The sequence below is a fragment of the Microlunatus flavus genome, assembly GCF_900110855.1.
Classification (GTDB): Bacteria; Actinomycetota; Actinomycetes; order Propionibacteriales; family Propionibacteriaceae; genus Microlunatus; species Microlunatus flavus.
On sequence record NZ_FOFA01000010.1, the window covers coordinates 26286 to 43381 of the forward strand.

The following is a 17096-nucleotide window of genomic DNA, read 5'->3' on the forward strand; positions in this document are numbered from 1 at the left end:
CCCCGGATCGGCGTCCGGGATGTCGGGAGTCAGCGGTTCGTGGTGCTGAGGGGCCCGCCGTGCAGGGCCCCGGTGGGCTCAGAGACCCTGGATGACCTCGCGCATCAGCTGGGCGGTCTCGCTCGGGGTCTTGCCGACGCGGACGCCGGCGGCCTCGAGGGCCTCCTTCTTGCCCGCCGCGGTGCCGGCGCCGCCGGACACGATCGCGCCGGCGTGGCCCATCGTCTTGCCCTCCGGCGCCGTGAAGCCGGCGACGTAGCCGACGACCGGCTTGGTGACGTTGGCCTTGATGAACTCCGCCGCCCGTTCCTCGGCGTCGCCGCCGATCTCGCCGATCATGACGATCGCGTCGGTGTCCGGGTCGGCCTGGAACGCGGCCAGCGCGTCGATGTGCGTCGTCCCGATGACCGGGTCGCCGCCGATGCCGACGGCGGAGGAGAAGCCGATGTCGCGCAGCTCGTACATCATCTGGTAGGTCAGCGTGCCCGACTTGCTGACCAGGCCGATGCGCCCGGGGGGCGTGATGTCGGCGGGGATGATGCCGGCGTTGGACTGCCCGGGCGAGATGAGCCCGGGGCAGTTCGGGCCGATGAGGCGGGTCTCGGAACCCTGCGACAGCGCGAAGAACTCGGCGCTGTCCTTGACCGGGACGCCCTCGGTGATGACCACGGCCAGCGGGATCTCGGCCTCGATGGCCTCGACGACCGCGCCCTTGGTGAACTTCGCCGGGACGAAGATCACGGTGACGTCGGCGCCGGTCTGCTCGACGGCCTCGCCGACCGAGCCGAAGACCGGGATCGACCGGCCGTCGAAGTCGACGCTCTGGCCGCCCTTGCCCGGCGTCACGCCGCCGACGATGTTCGTGCCCGAGGCGAGCATGCGCGCGGTGTGCTTGCGGCCCTCCGAGCCGGTCATGCCCTGCACGATGACCTTGCTGTCCGCGTTGAGGAAGATCGACATCTACGTGTGCTCCTAGTGCTCTCTGGTTCTCGTCCGCGGGGCTCAGGCGGCCGCGAGCTCGGCGGCCCGGGCGGCGGCGCCGTCCATGGTGTCGACCTGCTCGAGGCCCGGCAGGGCCGCGTCGGTGAGGATCTGGCGGCCGAGCTCGGCGTTGTTGCCGTCGAGGCGCACGACGACGGGCTTGGTGACGGGCTCGCCGCGGCCCTCGAGCAGCGAGAAGGCCTGCACGATGCCGTTGGCCACCGCGTCGCAGGCGGTGATGCCGCCGAAGACGTTGACGAAGACGCTCTTCACCTGGGCGTCGCCGAGGATGATCTCGAGGCCGTTGGCCATGACCTCGGCGCTCGCGCCGCCGCCGATGTCGAGGAAGTTCGCGGGCTTGGGCGTGCCGGGCAGTCCCTCGCCCGCGTACGCGACGACGTCGAGCGTGCTCATCACGAGCCCCGCGCCGTTGCCGATGATCCCGACCGAGCCGTCGAGCTTGACGTAGTTGAGGCCCTTGGCCTTGGCCGCCGCCTCCAGCGGGTCCTCCGCGGAGGTGTCGGCCAGCGCGGCGTGGTCGAGGTGGCGGAAGGCCGCGTTCTCGTCGAGCGACACCTTGCCGTCGAGGGCGACGATGTCGCCGGAACCCGTCTTGATGAGCGGGTTGACCTCGACCAGGGTCGCGTCCTCGGCCTCGTAGACCGTGCCGAGCTGCTTGAGCACCGCGGCGACCTTGGGGGCGACGTCGGCGTCGAAGCCGGCCGCGCGCACGATCTCGTCGGCCTTCGCGTCGTCGATGCCGACCTGCGGGTCGACGGGGATCCGCGCCAGGGCCTCCGGGCGCTCGACGGCGAGCTGCTCGATCTCCATGCCGCCCTCCTTGGACGCCATGGCGAGGTAGCGGCGGTTGGCCCGGTCGAGGAGCAGCGAGAAGTAGTACTCCTCGCCGATGTCGGCGCCCTCGGTGACCATGACGGTCTCGACGGTCAGGCCCTTGATGTCCATCCCCAGGATCTCGGCGGCGCGCTCGCCGGCCTCCTCCGGGCTGCGCGCGAGCTTGACGCCGCCGGCCTTGCCGCGGCCGCCCGTCTTCACCTGCGCCTTGACGACCACGACGGGGGTGCCGAGCTGACGCGCCGCCTCGACCGCCTGCTCCGGGGTGGTGGCGGTGATGCCGCGCAGCACCGGGACCCCGTGGGCCTCGAAGATGTCGCGCGCCTGGTACTCGAACAGGTCCATCCGTGGTCCTCCTGAGGCGGGGCCCGTCCCGGGCCGCCCGCCTTCGCTGCTGGTCGTGGTCGGTGGACGAGCCTAGTGCGTGGTCCTGGACGGCCGACCGGCCCATGGACCCGGCCGGGGCGGAGGGCCCTACCCCACCTCGCGCTCGGGGACGTGCTCGCGCACCCACTCCACGATCGCGGCCATGCTCGTGCCGGGGCCGAAGACGCCCGCCACGCCGCGCTCGAGGAGCTGGGACCGGTCGGCCTCCGGGATGATCCCACCGCCGAACACGACGATGTCGGACGCGTCCTCCGCGGCGAGCAGGTCGAGCACGCGGGCGAACAGGGTCAGGTGCGCCCCGGACAGGACCGACAGCCCGATGGCGTCGGCGTCCTCGGCGAGCGCGGTCGCCACGATCTGCTCGGGGGTCTGGTGCAGGCCGGTGTAGATGACCTCCATGCCGGCGTCGCGGAGCGCGCGGGCCACGATCTTGGCGCCCCGGTCGTGGCCGTCGAGCCCGGGCTTGGCGACGACCACCCGCCGGGGCACGGCGGACCCCGGACCCGTCTGCGTCGGCCCCGCCACCATGACGTTCAGCCTAGTCAGCACCCGCCCGGGCCGCGGCGCCGGTAGGTTGGGGCGGTGGTGTTCGCGGCTCCCACCCCGGTGCGCGCGGCCGGGCGGCTGCTGCCCGCCGTACGCCCGGTGCTGGGCGCGGCGCCCGGGCTGGCCCGCGAGGTCGGCTGGGCCGCGGCCCACCTGGTCACCTACCCGCTGGGGGCGCTGCCCGGGTCGGCGGCCCGGACGTCGCGCCGCCGCGGCAGCGCGGCGGACCCCGGCCAGCGCGGCCTGCTCCACCTGGACCCGGCCGCCGCGACCACGCCGATCCTGCTCGTGCACGGCATCGTCGACAACCACGCGATCTTCGCCCGGCTCGACCACCTGCTGCGGGCCCGGGGGTTCGCCACCGTGGCCGCGCACGACTACGGGCTGCTGATCTCCGACGTCGCGCGAGCCGCGACCGCCCTCGGCGACGTGGTGCGCCGGCTGGCCCGCGACACCGGTCACGAGCGGGTCCACGTGGTCGGGCACAGCCTGGGCGGGCTGCTGGCCCGCTGGTTCGTCCAGCGGCAGGGCGGCGACGACGTCGTCAACACCCTCGTCACCCTGGGCACGCCGCACGGCGGCACGGAGGTGGCCCGCCTGGGCCGCCTGGTCCCGCTGCTGCCGATGGCCCGCCAGCTGGAGCCCGGGAGCGCGGTCGTGCGCGCCCTGGCCGAGCCGGCGCCCGGCTGCCGGACCCGGTTCGTCGCGTACGCGAGCGACATCGACCACCTCGTCGTGCCCGCGCGCAACGCCCGCGTCGACCACCCCGACCTCGACGCGACGAACGTCGACGTCCGCGGCGTGGGGCACCTCTCCATGCCCCACGACCGCGCCCTGGCGCACGAGATCGCCGCCCTGCTGTCAAGGGCGTCCGAGCGGGGTGAACACACCGGTCCCGATTCGGTCACGGAACCCGCGCGACGGCCCTCGCGCGCCTAGAATTCTGGGGTCGGAGCGACGCGCCCCCGGGACCGGGACTCGCCCGCCGACCGGCGTCGACTCCCCCGGCGACGCCATCGAGATCCAGGAGAGCGCCGTGTCCTCCACCGCCGTGCTGCACCGTGCGTCCGCGCACGGCTGGAGCGAGTCGCGCACCCTGGCCACCAACACGATCCTCGCGCTGCTCATCGCGGTCGCCGGCCTCCTCGCCGCGAGCTCCCTCTCGCTCACCAGCCGCGCCGACACCACCGCCGCCCGACCGGCCCGCGTCCAGGCGGAGGCCGCCGACCCGGGCACCGCGGCACGGCGCAGCGCCGCCTTGCAGTCCGCCCTGCTGGCCGAGGTCGCGGCGCAGCGCGGCGACGCCCTGGCCCGCAACGCCACGAGCATCGCGCGCGCCTCGCTCAGCGAGGCGGGCACCGCGCGCCAGCAGCAGCTGACCGCCGCCCAGGCCGCCGTGTCCGCCGAGGCGGCCAAGATCGCCCAGCAGCGCCTCGAGGCCGCGATCGCCGCCCGCCAGGCGGCGGTCGACGCCGGGGTCGTCACCGGCACCGCCCCCGACCCGAACGTCGACCCCACGCTGTCGGGCCAGGCGCTCACCCCGGTGACCGCGACCTCGGGCACGCTCCCGGCGGGCACCCACGGGGTGCTCCCGATCGCCAGCGGGGTCGTCGGGTCCAAGTTCGGCGCGACGGGGTCGTGGGCGACCTACCACACGGGCCTCGACTTCCGCGCCGCGTACGGCACGCCCATCCACTCCGTCCTCGGCGGCACCGTCGTCTTCGCGGGCAGCTCGGGCGACTGGTCGGGCACCCACGTGGCCGTGCGGCACGCGGACGGGCGCACGACGATGTACTCCCACATGTCCCGCCTGGCGGTGACCACCGGGCAGACGGTCCAGACGGGCCAGGTGCTCGGCTACGTCGGCCAGACCGGGCGGGCGTTCGGCGCCCACCTGCACTTCGAGCTCTACCCGGTCGGCGTGCGCTACGGCGACGTCTACAAGGCGGTCGACCCCGCGCCGTTCCTGCGCAGCATCGGCCTGCAGACGCGCTGATCCCGCGTCCGGCGGAACGGTCGGTCGTCGGTCGACCGCCCGGGCAGGGCCGCCCGCCCGTACCCGTGGGGGTCACGGTCACGCCAGGCCGATGAGACCTCTTCAGGTGCTGGTCTGCGAAAGTTTGGCCTCTCGTTACGGTTCCGTTATGGTTCAGGAGCCCGCTCGCCACACCCCCCTGGTGGCGACGGGCCCTTTTCCGTCCGCGAACCCCCACGAACCGCGGCAGGACGACCGTCCAGGTTGGGTCGGTCATGCCCGCTGCACGAGGTGATCAGTGCCGAGTACGTCCCCGACGCAGCGCCACCAGGCCAGACGTGCGCTCATCGACGACGTCCGTGTGAACAAGCGAGGCTGGCTCCAGCACGGGGTCGCCGCCATGGCGGTCTCGGTGCTCGGTCTCGGGGTCGCAGGGTCGTTCGCCCTCACCGGCAACGCGCAGGACACCGGCGCCGCGCACGACCAGACGGCGGGCACAGCGGCCGTCGCGGGCCCCGGCACCGCCGCCCGGGACAGCGCGCTCACGAGCCGGTCCAGCAACCGCGCCCCGCTGGACCCGGCCAAGGTCAAGAGCATCGCCGACCAGCGCGCCGAGGAGCTGGCCAAGACCGACGACAAGATCAGCGCCGCCGCCGCCGGCAAGAAGGTCGACCAGCGCGAGAAGGAGCTGGCCGAGACCTCCGACGCCGCGCAGGAGCAGGCCCGCCGGATCGCCGACGACAAGAAGAACGGCACCAGCACCGCCAAGGACGACCAGCCGGCCGCCGACGCCAACCAGGGCGCGGGGAACGGCAAGACCTGCGAGCCCGCCGCGCACTACCGCATCGCCGCGACGTTCGGCCAGGTCGGCAGCTGGGCGCGCTACCACACCGGCTTCGACTTCGCCGCCCCGATCGGCACCACGCTGCGCGCTCCGGCGTCCGGCGTCGTCACCAACGCGGGCCGCGGTCCGGCCAGCGGTTGGGCCGGCAACTACGTCGCGATCAAGTACCCGGACGGCACGCAGAGCCTGATGGCCCACATGTCCACGGTCTCGGTCTCCGTCGGCCAGCAGGTCTCGGGCTGCCAGACCGTCGGCGCGGTCGGCATGACCGGTCGCACGTTCGGCCCGCACGTCCACTTCGAGATCTACCCCGCGGGGATCACGCCGGGCGACGTCTACCGCGCCGTGAACCCCCTCGGCTGGCTGAAGGCGCACGGGCTCAACCCGTAGGTCGCAGCAGGAGCCTCCGACTGACGGGAACAACGGCGGTCGGAACCCTGTTGAGGAGTGCGTCGGCCGGTCCACGGCCCCGGGCCTCACCCTTCGCCGCTCCGAGCGGCCACTCGCCGAGAGGCGCCTGCCGGTCGACACGAACGTCCCGCCCCGTCCCTCCTCGTGAGGGGCGGGGCGTCGTGCGTCCGGGACCGCGGCGCCGAGCGCTGAGGCCGGCTATGCGGTTTCGGCCCGCGCGGACCGGTGCGGCCGTACAGTGCGCACGCGGCCACCGCTCCGGGGCCGCAGCCACGGAGGTGGAGCGTGTCCGGGTTGTTCCTGTCGGCGGTCGTGCTGTTCGTCGCGGGCCTCGCCGTCCTCGTGGTCTGCATCGGCGGCAACCGGCGTACCGGGCGCCTGGTCGGCATCGCCACGGCCGCCCTCGGCGTGATCATGGTGCTGGCCTCGAGCGTGACCCAGGTCCAGGCCAAGTCGGTCGGCGTGCAGGTGTCCTTCGGCAAGCCGGTGCACGAGTTCTCACCCGGCCTGCACTGGAAGTCGCCGTGGAGCCGGGTCGTGCAGATGGACGGCAGCACCCAGATCGACGACCACCTCGGCGACCAGCGCACCGAGATCCGGCTCGGCAACCAGGCCACCGGCTTCGTGCAGAACGCCCTGCGCTGGAAGATCAAGCCCGAGGCGGCCGGCGAGCTCTACGCGGAGTACCGCGGCTTCGACAACATCGGCCCGGGCCTGGTCAACCAGGAGCTGGCCGCCGCGCTGAACTTCGCGTTCAGCGGGTACGACCCGTTGACGCAGGCCAAGGCGGCGAGCGGCGACCCCACCGCTCCCAAGATCAGCAACGACCAGGTGGCCGACGCGGTCAAGGCCCGCCTCGTCGCCCGGATCGGGGACCGCATCGACATCGAGTCGGTCATCATCCCGAAGGTCGACTACGACGACGCGACCCAGCAGCGGATCAACCAGCTGCAGCAGGAGATCGGGAACACCCGCATCGCCCAGCAGCGCGAGCAGACGGCCGCCGCCGAGGCGAAGGCCAACCAGACCATCGCCGACAGCGTGTCCAAGGACCCGAACGTGCTGGTCAGCAAGTGCCTGGACCAGCAACGGGAGATGATCGAGAAGGGCCAGGCGATCCCCGTCGGCGGCCTGGGGTGCTGGCCCGACAGCGGCAAGGCCCCCGTCATCGTCCAGCAGCGCTGACCGCTGCGAGGCGTCCCGGCGCTACGGTTCAACGCCACGACCGCGCGACGATGACGTCGTCGAGAGTCAGCGACTACCTGAACCCCCGAGCAGGCAGTCGTTGACTCTCGTCACGTCCGGACCCCGGGTGGGCCTCCGCAGGAGCGAGGCTCAGAGCTTCTCGAGCGGCGCGAACTTGAGCGCCAGCCGCTTGACCCCGCTCGAGCCGAAGTCGACGTCGGCCTTGACGTCGTCGCCGCTGCCCGACGTGCTGAGCACCTTGCCCATCCCGAAGGTCGCGTGCAGCACCCGGTCCCCCGCCTCGACGACCGGGATCACCCGGACCTTCGGCTTGGGCGACGCGTACGCCGTCCGGTCGCGCCAGGCCCCGTCGTCGCGCCGGGCCGCCGTCGCCGACGTGTTGCGCCAGCTCGTCACCGCCCGCTCCGTGCGGCGCCAGTGCACGAGGTGGCCGGGGATCTCGTCGAGGAACCGGCTCGGCGGGTTGTGCTGCGGGCTCCCCCACGCCGCCCGCGTGATCGCGCGCGAGACGTAGAGCCGCTTGCGGGCGCGGGTGATGCCGACGTACGCCAGCCGGCGCTCCTCGGCCTGCTCGTCCGCGTCCTGGAGGGCCCGCTGGTGCGGGAACACGCCCTCCTCCAGCCCGGTCAGGAACACCTGGTCGAACTCCAGGCCCTTGGCCGTGTGGAGCGTCATCAGGGTCACGACGCCCTGGCTGCGGCCGCCGTCGTCGGAGGGGATCTGGTCGCTGTCGGCGACGAGCGCGACCCGCTCCAGGAAGGCCCCGAGCGAGGCGTCCGGCTCGGCCGCGCCGGCGGCGAGGTCGGCCTCGGGGTCGAGGACCTCGGTGTCCTCGGCCGGGACCGCGTCCGACGCCTCGGTCGTCTCGCCCGGCGCCGGCGGGAGCCCGGCGAGCTCCGCGGCCTCCAGCGCCTCCAGCTCGTCGAGCTCGCCCGCGGCGAGCGCGGCCACGCCGTCGACGAACTCGCGGGCGACGTTCACCAGCTCGACGAGGTTCTCCAGCCGGCTCTGGTCCTGCGGGTCGGGCGAGTCCTGCAGGGCCGCGAGCAGCCCGGAGTGCTCGAGCACGCTGGTCAGCACCTGGTCCGCGGGCGCACCCTCGGCCACCATCGCCTCGTGCTGGTCGAGGAAGCTGGCGAAGGCCCGGATATGGTTGGCCGAGCGCGTCGCCAGGCCGGGCACGTCTTCCACACGCCGCAGCGCCTCGCCGAAGCTGATGCGCTCGCGCGCCGCCAGCTCCGACACGGCCCCCTCGGCCCGGTCGCCGATGCCGCGCTTGGGCACGTTGAGGATCCGGCGCACGGAGACGTCGTCGCTGCGGTTGCTGATCGCGCGGAGGTAGGCGATCGCGTCGCGCACCTCGCGGCGCTCGTAGAAGCGCGTGCCGCCGACGACCTTGTAGGCCAGGCCGGAGCGGATGAACACCTCCTCGAACGTCCGCGACTGCGCGTTCGTGCGGTAGAAGACGGCCGCGTCGCCGAGCCGGGCCTCTCCCGCGTCACGCAGCCGCGCGACCTCCCCGGCCACGAACTGCGCCTCGTCGTGCTCGGTGTCGGCGACGTAGCCCTCGATGAGGGCGCCGTCGCCGGAGTCGGACCACAGGTTCTTGGGCTTGCGCCCCGAGTTGAGCCGGATGACCGCGTTCGCCGCGGAGAGGATCGTCTGCGTCGAGCGGTAGTTCTGCTCGAGCATGATCACCGACGCGCCCGGGAAGTCGGTCTCGAAGTCGTTGATGTTGCGGATCGTGGCGCCGCGGAAGGCGTAGATCGACTGGTCGGAGTCACCGACCACCATCAGCTCGGGCGGCTCGATCGCCAGCCCGTCGGCCCCGCCGGCCGCAGCGGGGTCGTCGGGGTCGTCCTCGCCGCAGAGCTCGCGCACGAGGACGTACTGCGCGTGGTTGGTGTCCTGGTACTCGTCGACGAGCACGTGCCGGAACCGTCGCCGCAGCGTCTCCCGGAGGTCGGGGAAGGCCTGGATCAGGTGCACCGTCGTCATGATCAGGTCGTCGAAGTCGAGCGCGTTCGCCGCGGTCAGGCGCCGCTGGTACTCCGCGTACGCGCTCGCGTGGATGATGTCGAGCGGTGTCTCGGCCCGGCTCGTCGCCGTCTCGTGGTCGACGAGCTCGTTCTTGTTGTTCGAGACCCAGGTCATGATCGCCCGGACCGGGAACTGCTTGGCGTCCAGGTCGAGGTCGTTGGCGACGAGCTGCATGAGCCGCTTGCTGTCGGCGTCGTCGTAGATGGAGAAGGTCCGTGAGATCCCGAACCGTCCGATCTCGGAGCGCAGGATCCGGACGCAGGCGGAGTGGAACGTCGAGACCCACATCAGCTTGGCCCGGTTGCCCACCAGGTCCATGACCCGCCCGCGCATCTCCGCCGCGGCCTTGTTGGTGAACGTGATGGCCAGGACCGAGCCGGGGTGCGCCCGCCGCTCCCCCACGAGGTAGGCGATCCGCCGGGTCAGCACCCGCGTCTTGCCCGACCCCGCCCCCGCGACGACCAGCACCGGGCCGCCCTCGTGCAGGACCGCCTGGCGCTGCGGGGGGTTGAGGCCCGCGAGCAGCTCGTCCGCACCCGGTCGGTGCCGCGCCGACGGCGCCTGCCCGCTGCCGGCGAACGCCTTGGCCCCGTCCTTCACGAGGGCGGACCGGACGGCGGAGGGAGTGCTCATGACGGGACAACCCTAGACGTGAGCCCCGACGAAAGTCGCACGCTGCGTACCCTGAAGCCATGCGGTTCCGACGTACCACGGTGGGTTCCGTGGTGCGTCGCGTGGCGCTCGGCGTCGCGGCGGTGCAGGGCGCGACGATGCTCACGCTCGTCGCCATCGACCAGTACCGCAAGCGCGGCCGCCCGCCCGTCCACTTCCCCCGCGTGCCACCGCGCTCGGTGACCGCGGGCAGCTCCGAGGTCACCCTCTACACCTACGGGGAGGACCTCTACCGCGACATGCTCGACGCCATCGGGCAGGCGCGCTCGCGGGTGTTCTTCGAGTCCTTCATCTGGAAGGGCGACACCGTCGGCCAGGCCTTCAAGGACGCCCTCGTCGCGGCCGCCGACCGTGGGGTCAAGGTCTACGTGGCGTACGACCACTTCGCCAACCTCGTCGTGCGCCCCAGCTTCTACAAGCTGCCCAGCAACGTCGCGGTCCGCCGCCACCCGCTCATCGCCTCGCCGTTCCGGCCGCTGCGCAACTCGGGCCGCGACCACCGCAAGATCCTCGTGGTCGACGACGCCGTCGGGTTCGTCGGCGGCTACAACGTCGGCAGCCTCTACGCCACCGACTGGCGCGACACCCACGCCCGCCTGACCGGCGACGCCGTGTGGGAGCTGCAGAACGCCTTCATCGACTACTGGAACCTGTACGCCTCCCGGCGCCGCGCGTCGCTGCCGGACCTGGGCGGGCACAGCTGGCACGCCGACCTGCGGGTGCACCGCAACGTCCCGCGCAACCTCGTCTACCCCATCCGCGCGATGTACCTCGAGGCGTTCGACCGGGCGTCGCACCACATCTACCTGACCCACGCCTACCTGATCCCCGACGCCGACATGGTCCGGGCGCTCGTCCGGGCCGCCCGCCGCGGCGTCGACGTGCGGATCATCGTGCCGGCCGAGTCGAACCACATCGTGGCCGACTGGGTCTCGCGCGGCTTCTACGGCGTCCTGCTGCGCGGCGGCGTCCGGCTGTTCCTGTACCAGAACGCGATGGTGCACGCGAAGACCGCGACCGTCGACGGCCAGTGGTCGACCATCGGCACGGCGAACCTCGACCGGCTGAGCCTGCACGGCAACTACGAGATCAACGCCGAGATCTACAACGAGGCCGTCGCCCGCCAGATGGAGACGATCTTCGAGGTCGACTCCAGCAACACCGTCGAGCTCACCTGGGAGGTCTGGCGCGCCCGCCACCCGCTCGCCAAGGTGAGCGAGGCGGTGCTTTCGCCGTTCCGGCCCCTCCTGTAGCCGGAGGTTGGTGACCCAGACCCGACGAACCGCTGACTCCCGACAGCCGATCGGGCCCGGACGCCGTCGTCTCTCAGCGGTTCGCCGGGGGGGGTGCGGTCAGCTCCAGGCGGCCGGGTTCGCGACCAGGTCGACGACCATGGCCGGCATCTCGCGTCCGGCGACATGGGCGAGGGACACGCCCTCGAGGATCTGGCGCTCAGAGGCGCGCAGCGCGATCCAGACCTGCTGGAGCGACTCGGCCGCCCCGGTGTACTCGAGGTTCTCCGGCCGGCTGCCACGGACGTTCGCGAGCTCGCCGTCGAGGGCGCGGATCACGTCCGCGATGCTGATGGCGTCGGCCGGGCGGGCGAGCCGGTAGCCGCCCTCGGGCCCGCGCTGGCTCCGCAGCAGCCCGTCGCGGCGGAGCTCGCCGAGGATGCTCTCCAGGTACTTGTTCGGGATGTGCTGCGCGGCCGAGAGCTGGTCCACGGTGCGCGGCGCGTCGGCGGCGGCGAGCTCGCTGAGGGCACGCAACGCGTAGTCGACACGGGCGGAGAGCCTCACGGGCGCACCTGGCAGGGACACGGACGGCTCGGCACGGCACCCATCCTCTCGCGGGCCGTCAACCCGCGCGCCCGCCCCGGCCCAGGGCCTCGACGCCAGCAGCACCTCACCACAGGACCGCCACGGCGGCGTCGGCCAGCACGAGCAGCGTGATGAGGCGCAGCAGGCCCCGCGGGATGGAGAAGAAGCGCCGGTTGAGCACGACCAGCAGCGTCACGAAGGCCGACATGAGGGTCTTGACCACCATCGCGGCAAGCGAGAGGCGGACGTCGAAGGTGTCGGCGAGGACCCACAGGGCCACACCGCTCACCAGCGCGACCCAGGCGCCGTGCAGCATGGCGGCGTTGATCTCGGGCTCGGCGCTGCGCAGCTGGACGAGCGCCCCTCCGAGGAGCGCGGCGAAGGCCACCAGGTGGAGCAGCACCAGCAGGTGGTGCACCACGTCCATGGGCGCGACCCTACGGGAAAGACCTGATCTCCCCTGGTTCCGACGCGGACGCGCCCCTCAGCACACCGCTGCACGGGGGTCGAGGCACTAACGTTGATCTGCGATAACCGCGCCCGAACGGCAGACGCCGACCCCACCGGGCGCCCCACCAGCAAGGAGAACCACATGCTCGGCTTCATCATCACCCTCATCGTCGTCGGCCTCATCGCCGGCGCCCTGGCCCGGCTCATCGTCCCCGGCCGCCAGAACATCTCGATCCCGATGACCATCCTGCTCGGGATCATCGGGTCGTTCGTCGGTGGCTTCCTGGCCAACCTGATCTTCCACGGCCGCATCGCCCTGGACACGTCCGGCATCATCGGCTCGGTCATCGGCGCGATCATCGTGCTGCTCATCTACGTCCGCGTGCGCGCTCGCGGCGCTCGCGCCTGACGCTCGTCCGCAGCACACGACCCCGGCTGGTCCTCGGACCGGCCGGGGTTCTGCTTTCTCCCGCTCGCACCGCATCCGGTGCTCGCTCCGCCGCGCTCGCGCGCTGATCTCGCGGTAGCGCCCCCACGAAACGCTGACTCCCGACCTCCGGAACGTCGATCCGGGTGCCGGGAGCCAGCGTTTCGCCAGGTGAGGCCGGCGGGCCTCAGACCAAACGGCGGTCGGTGGCCCAGCGGGTGAGCTGGTGGCGGTTGGAGAGCTGGAGCTTGCGCAGCACGCTGCTGACGTGGGTCTCAACGGTCTTGATCGAGATGAACAGCTCCTTGGCCACCTCCTTGTACGCGTAGCCGCGCGCGATGAGGCGCATCACCTCGCGCTCGCGGACCGACAGCCGGTCGAGGTCCTCGTCGACGCTCGCCACGTCGATGGCGCCGGAGAAGGCGTCGAGGACGAAGCCGGCGAGCCGCGGGGAGAAGACCGCGTCGCCCTCCGCCACGCGGCGGACCGCGTCGACGAGCTCGGGCCCGCTGATCGACTTGGTGACGTAGCCGCGCGCGCCGCCCCGGATGACCCCGATGACGTCCTCGGCCGCGTCGGAGACCGACAGCGCCAGGAAGCGCTGCTCCGGCTCGCGCTCGTGGACGCGGCGCAGCACCTCCACGCCGCCGCCGCCCGGGAGGTGGACGTCCAGGAGCACGACGTCCGGGCGCTGCTCGAGCACGACCCGGACGGCCCGGTCGACGTCCTCCGCCTCGCCGACCACGGCGAGCGACCGGCCGATCTCGGCCTTGACCCCCGTGCGGAACATCGCGTGGTCGTCGACGACCACCACGCGCAGCGGGTGGGTCGCCGGTTCGGCGGGGCCGGCGGGCGACGCGGCGGGCGCGGCGCCCAGACGGTCGGGCTGCGGGCTCGCCGGCGAGGCGGTCGTCATCGGGTGACCTCCAAACGTACCTCGGTGCCGTCCCCGGGCTGGGAACGGATGCTGGCCCGGCCACCGTGCCGGTCCATGCGGTTCAGGATGCTGCCGCGGACGCCGTGGCGGTCGTCGGCGACGGAGTCGACGTCGAAGCCCCGGCCGCGGTCACGGACGAAGACCTCCACGAGCGTGTCGGTCACCTCCGCGTACACGTCGATCTTGTCGGCGCCGGAGTGCTTGGCGGCGTTGACCATGGCCTCGCGCGCGGCCCGCACGAGCGCCTGCACGGCGTCGGAGGTGTCGCAGTCGCCGACGACGACGAGCTCGACGGGGATGCCGCGCTCGTCCTCGACCTCCGCCGCGGCCGCGACGAGGGCGGCCTTGAGGCTCGCCTCGGGCACGTCGTCGGCGTAGAGCCAGCCGCGCAGCTCCCGCTCCTGGCGGCGGGCGAGCTGCGCGACCGCGCGCGGGTCGTCGGACTGCTTCTGGATCATCGCCAGGGTCTGCAGCACGGAGTCGTGCAGGTGGGCGGCCATGTCGGCGCGGGCGTCGGCACGGACCTTCTCGGCGCGGGCCTCGTTGAGCGCCGTCCTCGAACGGTGCAGCCACGGGGCGATGACGACGGCGATGCCGGCCAGGGCCAGCAGCGTCATGGCCAGGACCTGCGGCAGCTGCGCGAACGCGTTGTACTGGGCCACGACCAGGCCGAACGACGCGCCGACGAGGCCGAGCCCGACGATCACCCGCACCAGCGCGGGCCAGCCGCCGCGCGCCACGAAGGGCGCCAGCCAGACCCGGCCGCCGGCCTCGGCGCGCCAGCGCTGCTGCGCCGACGAGTCCGCCTGCCGCCAGACCAGCGCCGCCCCCACGCAGGCGAACGCGACCGGCCAGAAGAGCCGCTGCGAGACCCCGAGCCCGCTGGTCTGCACCAGCCACAGCAGCCCGGTGCCCAGCGCGGCGAGCGCCAGGACGGCGCCCCAGTCCACGGAACGTCGGCGTGGCCGGCCGTCCGTCCGCATGCCCGTCCGGGTCGCGGCCTCGAGCCCCGGGGCGTCGACGGTGCTGGCCGCAGGCATCAGCAGCCACAGGGCCCCGTACGCCAGCACACCGAACAGCTGGGCGATCGCCAGCCCGACGAAGACGATGCGGACCACGAGCACGGGCCAGCCGAAGTACTGCGCGAGCCCGGTGCAGACGCCGCCGAGCACGGCGCCCTCGCTGACCCGTACGGCGCGCCGGCGCGGTTCGACGGCGGGGGCGCCCGCGGCGCCGGGGCCGCCGGTGGGCGCAGCGGCGGGGAGCGGCAGGCGCGGGGAGCCGCCCGCGTCGGCGGGCCGGGCCGGGGCGCCCGGGCCGGGGGCCGGACGGGCGACGTCGGCACCGGCGGCCTGCGGGGGTCGGCCGGGCTCGAGTGTGGTCATGACCACTCCAGGGTCCCACCCCGGCGCAGGCGCAGCCAGCAGGGACGTCCCCGAGCGGTCCCGGACCTCGACCCGGAGCAGGGCGCGCACCCGGCGTCCCCGGGTCGGGTCTGCGGGACGGACGGGGGTCGTCCCCGATGCCCTCGGAACCTCCCGACCGTCACGATGGAGGCATGTCCTCCCCCTGGGTCTTCCAGCGCGCCGCCGACGACGCCAAGCTCGGCGGCGTCTGCGCCGGCCTCGCCGGTCGCTGGGGCGTCGACCCCGTGCTCGTCCGGGTGGCCGCCGTCCTGCTCGCGCTGACCGGGGGGATCGGCGTCATCCTCTACCTCGCCGGCTGGCTCCTGCTGCCCGTGGCCGGCACCGACCGGGCCGCCGTCGACGACCTGCTCGGCGGCGCCGCCGCCCGCTGGCCCCGCGAGCTGTGGATCACCCTCGTCGTGCTCGCCTGCATCGTGTCGTTCGCCGTCTTCGGCGCGGTCAGCCCCTTTGGGGTGGCACCCGCCCTGGTCCTCGCGGCGGTGTGGTGGTTCGGGTTCCGCCGGCCGCGCACCCGCCGCGCCCGTCAGCAGGCGTGGACGGACCCGGGCGCCGGCCCGGCCGGACAGACGCCGCCGCCGCCGTACGCCATCGCTCCCCCGCCCACGTTCTCCGGCCCGCCGACCCCGTTCACCCAGGCCGCCACCGCCTGGCAGCAGCGCGTGGCCCAGGTCCGACTCGGCGTCTGGACGCCCGCCCCCGGGGAGGCGGGCGCCGCGACCTGGGACCCGATCCCCGGCACCCGTCCCGCGGCAGCCCCCGCGCCGCAGCCCTACGCCCCCGCAGCACCGCCCTACCCCACGGTCGCCCCGGACCCCGAGGCGGCGGCCCGTGCGGCGTTCCTGGCCGAGCCGGACCCCGTCGGCCTCTACACCGAACCTGCGCCGGTCCCCCTCGTCCGTCCTGGCGCCAGCCTCGCCGCCCGGCGCCTGCGGCTCGTCACCGTCGTCGCCCTCGGCCTCACCTGGCTCGGCCTCGGGATCGCCGACGCGGCCGGCGCCGCCGTCAGCGCCGCCGTGTACGCCGCCGCCGGTCTGCTCGTCGTGGCCCTCGGACTGGTCGCCGCCACCCGCTTCGGCCGGGCCCGCGGGCTGCTCCCGGCCGGGCTCGCGCTCGCGCTCGCCTCGGTGGTCGCGTCCGGGCTGCTCGGCCCGTCGCTGGCCCGGCCGGCGCAGGAGGCCAGCCGGATGATGGCCCACCCCGTCAGCTACAGCACCGCCGCCGCCTTCCCCGCCGGCGGCGACCGCGTCGACGTCGGCAGCCTCGAGGTCGACCTCCGCGACCTGACCCTCGCCACGGACGCCACCTACCGCGCGCGGGTCGACACCGGCCGCATCACCGTGCGCACCCCGCCGGGGACCGGGGTGACCCTGCGCTTCCACACCGACACCGGGAGCGTCACCGCGTACGGTCAGCGGCTCGCTGACGGCGGCGAGACGTCCGCCGAGAGAGTGCTCGTGCCCGCGGCCGCCGGTCAGCACACCCTCACGCTCGACCTCGCCGTCGACACCGGCGCGATCGAGGTGGCCTCGTGAGCCGCTTCGACGTCGTCGCGCTCGTCACGGGCGTCTGCTTCGCCTGCCTGGCCCTGGCCGTCCTCGGTGACGCGCTCGTCGCGCCCCTCACCTGGGGCCTGGTCAAGGTCGTCGTCCCCCTCGTGCTCGTCGTGGTCGGCGTCGTCGGCCTCGCCCTGTCCCGTCGCTCCTAGGAGAGGAACCTCATGTCCCAGCCCACCTACGGGCCCAAGCAGCTGCGCCGCAGCCGCACCGACCGCTACATCGGCGGCGTCTGCGGCGGCGTCGCGCAGTACCTGAACATGGACCCGACGCTGGTCCGCATCCTCACCGTCGTCATCACCCTCTTCACGGGCGTGCCGGTGGTGCTCTACCTCGTGGCCCTGTTCCTCATGCCCGAGGAGGACGTCGCCCCCGCGCGTCCGGCCGGCCAGGTGCCGGGCAGCGACCCGGTCTGGGGCGCCGGCGGCCCGCCGTGGGCGCAGCAGCCGACCACGCCTCCGGCCCCGGCGGACCCGCCTCGTCGCGAGGGCGACACCTTCTGACGGAACGTTCCGGGTCCTGATCGTCCAGCGCCGGCCCGAGCGGTGGGTTGCCGCGCCCGAGA

At 73.6% G+C, this 17096-nt stretch carries 17 protein-coding genes; 9 read left to right on the forward strand and 8 right to left on the reverse strand.

The window, feature by feature from the left end:
- Positions 1 to 78: 78 nt before the first annotated feature.
- The 3 genes from sucD to BMY04_RS19135 all read right to left on the reverse strand — a co-directional run bounded on the left by sucD (position 79) and on the right by BMY04_RS19135 (position 2751).
- A complete protein-coding gene (sucD, locus tag BMY04_RS19125; RefSeq protein WP_091185258.1) occupies positions 79 to 960 on the reverse strand; it encodes a succinate--CoA ligase subunit alpha in 882 nt (293 codons plus the stop codon).
- A 42-nt stretch (positions 961 to 1002) separates the two neighbouring features.
- Positions 1003 to 2181, reverse strand: coding sequence for an ADP-forming succinate--CoA ligase subunit beta (gene sucC / locus BMY04_RS19130; RefSeq protein ID WP_091185262.1), 1179 nt, complete (start codon positions 2179 to 2181; stop codon positions 1003 to 1005).
- Between the two features lie 129 nt (positions 2182 to 2310).
- A complete protein-coding gene (locus BMY04_RS19135) occupies positions 2311 to 2751 on the reverse strand; it encodes a cobalamin B12-binding domain-containing protein (protein WP_091185265.1) in 441 nt (146 codons plus the stop codon).
- A gap of 54 nt (positions 2752 to 2805) precedes the next feature.
- Here BMY04_RS19135 and BMY04_RS19140 point away from each other — a divergent pair, with 54 nt between their 5' ends.
- From BMY04_RS19140 to BMY04_RS19155, 4 genes are all read left to right on the forward strand, one after another.
- Positions 2806 to 3708: an esterase/lipase family protein gene (locus tag BMY04_RS19140; RefSeq protein WP_232506512.1), complete on the forward strand. Its 903-nt coding sequence runs from the start codon at positions 2806 to 2808 to the stop codon at positions 3706 to 3708.
- 97 nt (positions 3709 to 3805) lie between these two features.
- On the forward strand, positions 3806 to 4765 hold the full coding sequence (locus BMY04_RS19145) for a M23 family metallopeptidase (RefSeq protein WP_091185269.1): 960 nt from the start codon (positions 3806 to 3808) through the stop codon (positions 4763 to 4765).
- 340 nt (positions 4766 to 5105) lie between these two features.
- Positions 5106 to 5978, forward strand: coding sequence for a M23 family metallopeptidase (locus BMY04_RS19150; RefSeq protein ID WP_091185273.1), 873 nt, complete (start codon positions 5106 to 5108; stop codon positions 5976 to 5978).
- A 306-nt stretch (positions 5979 to 6284) separates the two neighbouring features.
- On the forward strand, positions 6285 to 7184 hold the full coding sequence (locus BMY04_RS19155) for an SPFH domain-containing protein (RefSeq protein WP_139210002.1): 900 nt from the start codon (positions 6285 to 6287) through the stop codon (positions 7182 to 7184).
- 150 nt (positions 7185 to 7334) lie between these two features.
- Here the strand turns inward: BMY04_RS19155 and BMY04_RS19160 are convergent, their stop codons facing one another.
- Positions 7335 to 9845 carry a UvrD-helicase domain-containing protein gene (locus BMY04_RS19160; RefSeq protein ID WP_232506533.1) on the reverse strand — a complete coding sequence of 837 codons (2511 nt, stop codon included), beginning with the start codon at positions 9843 to 9845 and terminating at the stop codon, positions 7335 to 7337.
- Between the two features lie 92 nt (positions 9846 to 9937).
- Between BMY04_RS19160 and BMY04_RS19165 the strand changes: the two genes are divergently transcribed.
- Positions 9938 to 11170, forward strand: a complete 1233-nt coding sequence (locus tag BMY04_RS19165) for a phospholipase D-like domain-containing protein (protein WP_091185285.1) — start codon at positions 9938 to 9940, stop codon at positions 11168 to 11170.
- 99 nt (positions 11171 to 11269) lie between these two features.
- Here the strand turns inward: BMY04_RS19165 and BMY04_RS19170 are convergent, their stop codons facing one another.
- Together BMY04_RS19170 and BMY04_RS19175 are read right to left on the reverse strand one after the other, a co-directional pair.
- Positions 11270 to 11716 carry an RrF2 family transcriptional regulator gene (locus tag BMY04_RS19170; protein WP_091185287.1) on the reverse strand — a complete coding sequence of 149 codons (447 nt, stop codon included), beginning with the start codon at positions 11714 to 11716 and terminating at the stop codon, positions 11270 to 11272.
- Between the two features lie 106 nt (positions 11717 to 11822).
- A complete protein-coding gene (locus BMY04_RS19175) occupies positions 11823 to 12164 on the reverse strand; it encodes a hypothetical protein (protein WP_091185290.1) in 342 nt (113 codons plus the stop codon).
- 165 nt (positions 12165 to 12329) lie between these two features.
- Here BMY04_RS19175 and BMY04_RS19180 point away from each other — a divergent pair, with 165 nt between their 5' ends.
- Positions 12330 to 12596 carry a GlsB/YeaQ/YmgE family stress response membrane protein gene (locus BMY04_RS19180; RefSeq protein WP_091185293.1) on the forward strand — a complete coding sequence of 89 codons (267 nt, stop codon included), beginning with the start codon at positions 12330 to 12332 and terminating at the stop codon, positions 12594 to 12596.
- 205 nt (positions 12597 to 12801) lie between these two features.
- Here the strand turns inward: BMY04_RS19180 and BMY04_RS19185 are convergent, their stop codons facing one another.
- Both BMY04_RS19185 and BMY04_RS19190 read right to left on the reverse strand, forming a co-directional pair.
- Positions 12802 to 13530: a response regulator gene (locus BMY04_RS19185; RefSeq protein ID WP_091185296.1), complete on the reverse strand. Its 729-nt coding sequence runs from the start codon at positions 13528 to 13530 to the stop codon at positions 12802 to 12804.
- The gene (locus BMY04_RS19190) at positions 13527 to 14936 is read right to left on the reverse strand and encodes an ATP-binding protein (protein ID WP_139210004.1); all 1410 of its coding nucleotides are present in this window, start codon (positions 14934 to 14936) and stop codon (positions 13527 to 13529) included. Before BMY04_RS19190 ends, BMY04_RS19185 begins: the two co-directional genes overlap by 4 nt.
- A gap of 173 nt (positions 14937 to 15109) precedes the next feature.
- Here BMY04_RS19190 and BMY04_RS23580 point away from each other — a divergent pair, with 173 nt between their 5' ends.
- From BMY04_RS23580 to BMY04_RS19200, 3 genes are read left to right on the forward strand one after another with little or no spacing between them, the layout of a single operon-like run.
- Positions 15110 to 16510: a PspC domain-containing protein gene (locus BMY04_RS23580; protein ID WP_170854229.1), complete on the forward strand. Its 1401-nt coding sequence runs from the start codon at positions 15110 to 15112 to the stop codon at positions 16508 to 16510.
- Entirely contained in the window at positions 16507 to 16683 is a 177-nt protein-coding gene (locus BMY04_RS22930) for a hypothetical protein (protein ID WP_170854230.1), read from the forward strand. Before BMY04_RS23580 ends, BMY04_RS22930 begins: the two co-directional genes overlap by 4 nt.
- A gap of 12 nt (positions 16684 to 16695) precedes the next feature.
- Positions 16696 to 17034, forward strand: a complete 339-nt coding sequence (locus tag BMY04_RS19200) for a PspC domain-containing protein (protein ID WP_091185301.1) — start codon at positions 16696 to 16698, stop codon at positions 17032 to 17034.
- The last annotated feature ends 62 nt before the right edge of the window (positions 17035 to 17096 follow it).

Bases quoted from the DNA above. Each gene is read 5' to 3' on its own strand.
- sucD (WP_091185258.1), bottom strand. From the start codon at position 960: ATGTCGATCTTCCTCAACGCGGACAGCAAGGTCATCGTGCAGGGCATG.
- BMY04_RS19200 (WP_091185301.1), top strand. From the start codon at position 16,696: ATGTCCCAGCCCACCTACGGGCCCAAGCAGCTGCGCCGCAGCCGCACC.
- sucC (WP_091185262.1), bottom strand. From the start codon at position 2,181: ATGGACCTGTTCGAGTACCAGGCGCGCGACATCTTCGAGGCCCACGGG.
- BMY04_RS19185 (WP_091185296.1), bottom strand. From the start codon at position 13,530: ATGACGACCGCCTCGCCGGCGAGCCCGCAGCCCGACCGTCTGGGCGCC.
- BMY04_RS19180 (WP_091185293.1), top strand. From the start codon at position 12,330: ATGCTCGGCTTCATCATCACCCTCATCGTCGTCGGCCTCATCGCCGGC.
- BMY04_RS19190 (WP_139210004.1), bottom strand. From the start codon at position 14,936: ATGACCACACTCGAGCCCGGCCGACCCCCGCAGGCCGCCGGTGCCGAC.
- BMY04_RS19165 (WP_091185285.1), top strand. From the start codon at position 9,938: ATGCGGTTCCGACGTACCACGGTGGGTTCCGTGGTGCGTCGCGTGGCG.
- BMY04_RS19135 (WP_091185265.1), bottom strand. From the start codon at position 2,751: ATGGTGGCGGGGCCGACGCAGACGGGTCCGGGGTCCGCCGTGCCCCGG.
- BMY04_RS19175 (WP_091185290.1), bottom strand. From the start codon at position 12,164: ATGGACGTGGTGCACCACCTGCTGGTGCTGCTCCACCTGGTGGCCTTC.
- BMY04_RS23580 (WP_170854229.1), top strand. From the start codon at position 15,110: ATGTCCTCCCCCTGGGTCTTCCAGCGCGCCGCCGACGACGCCAAGCTC.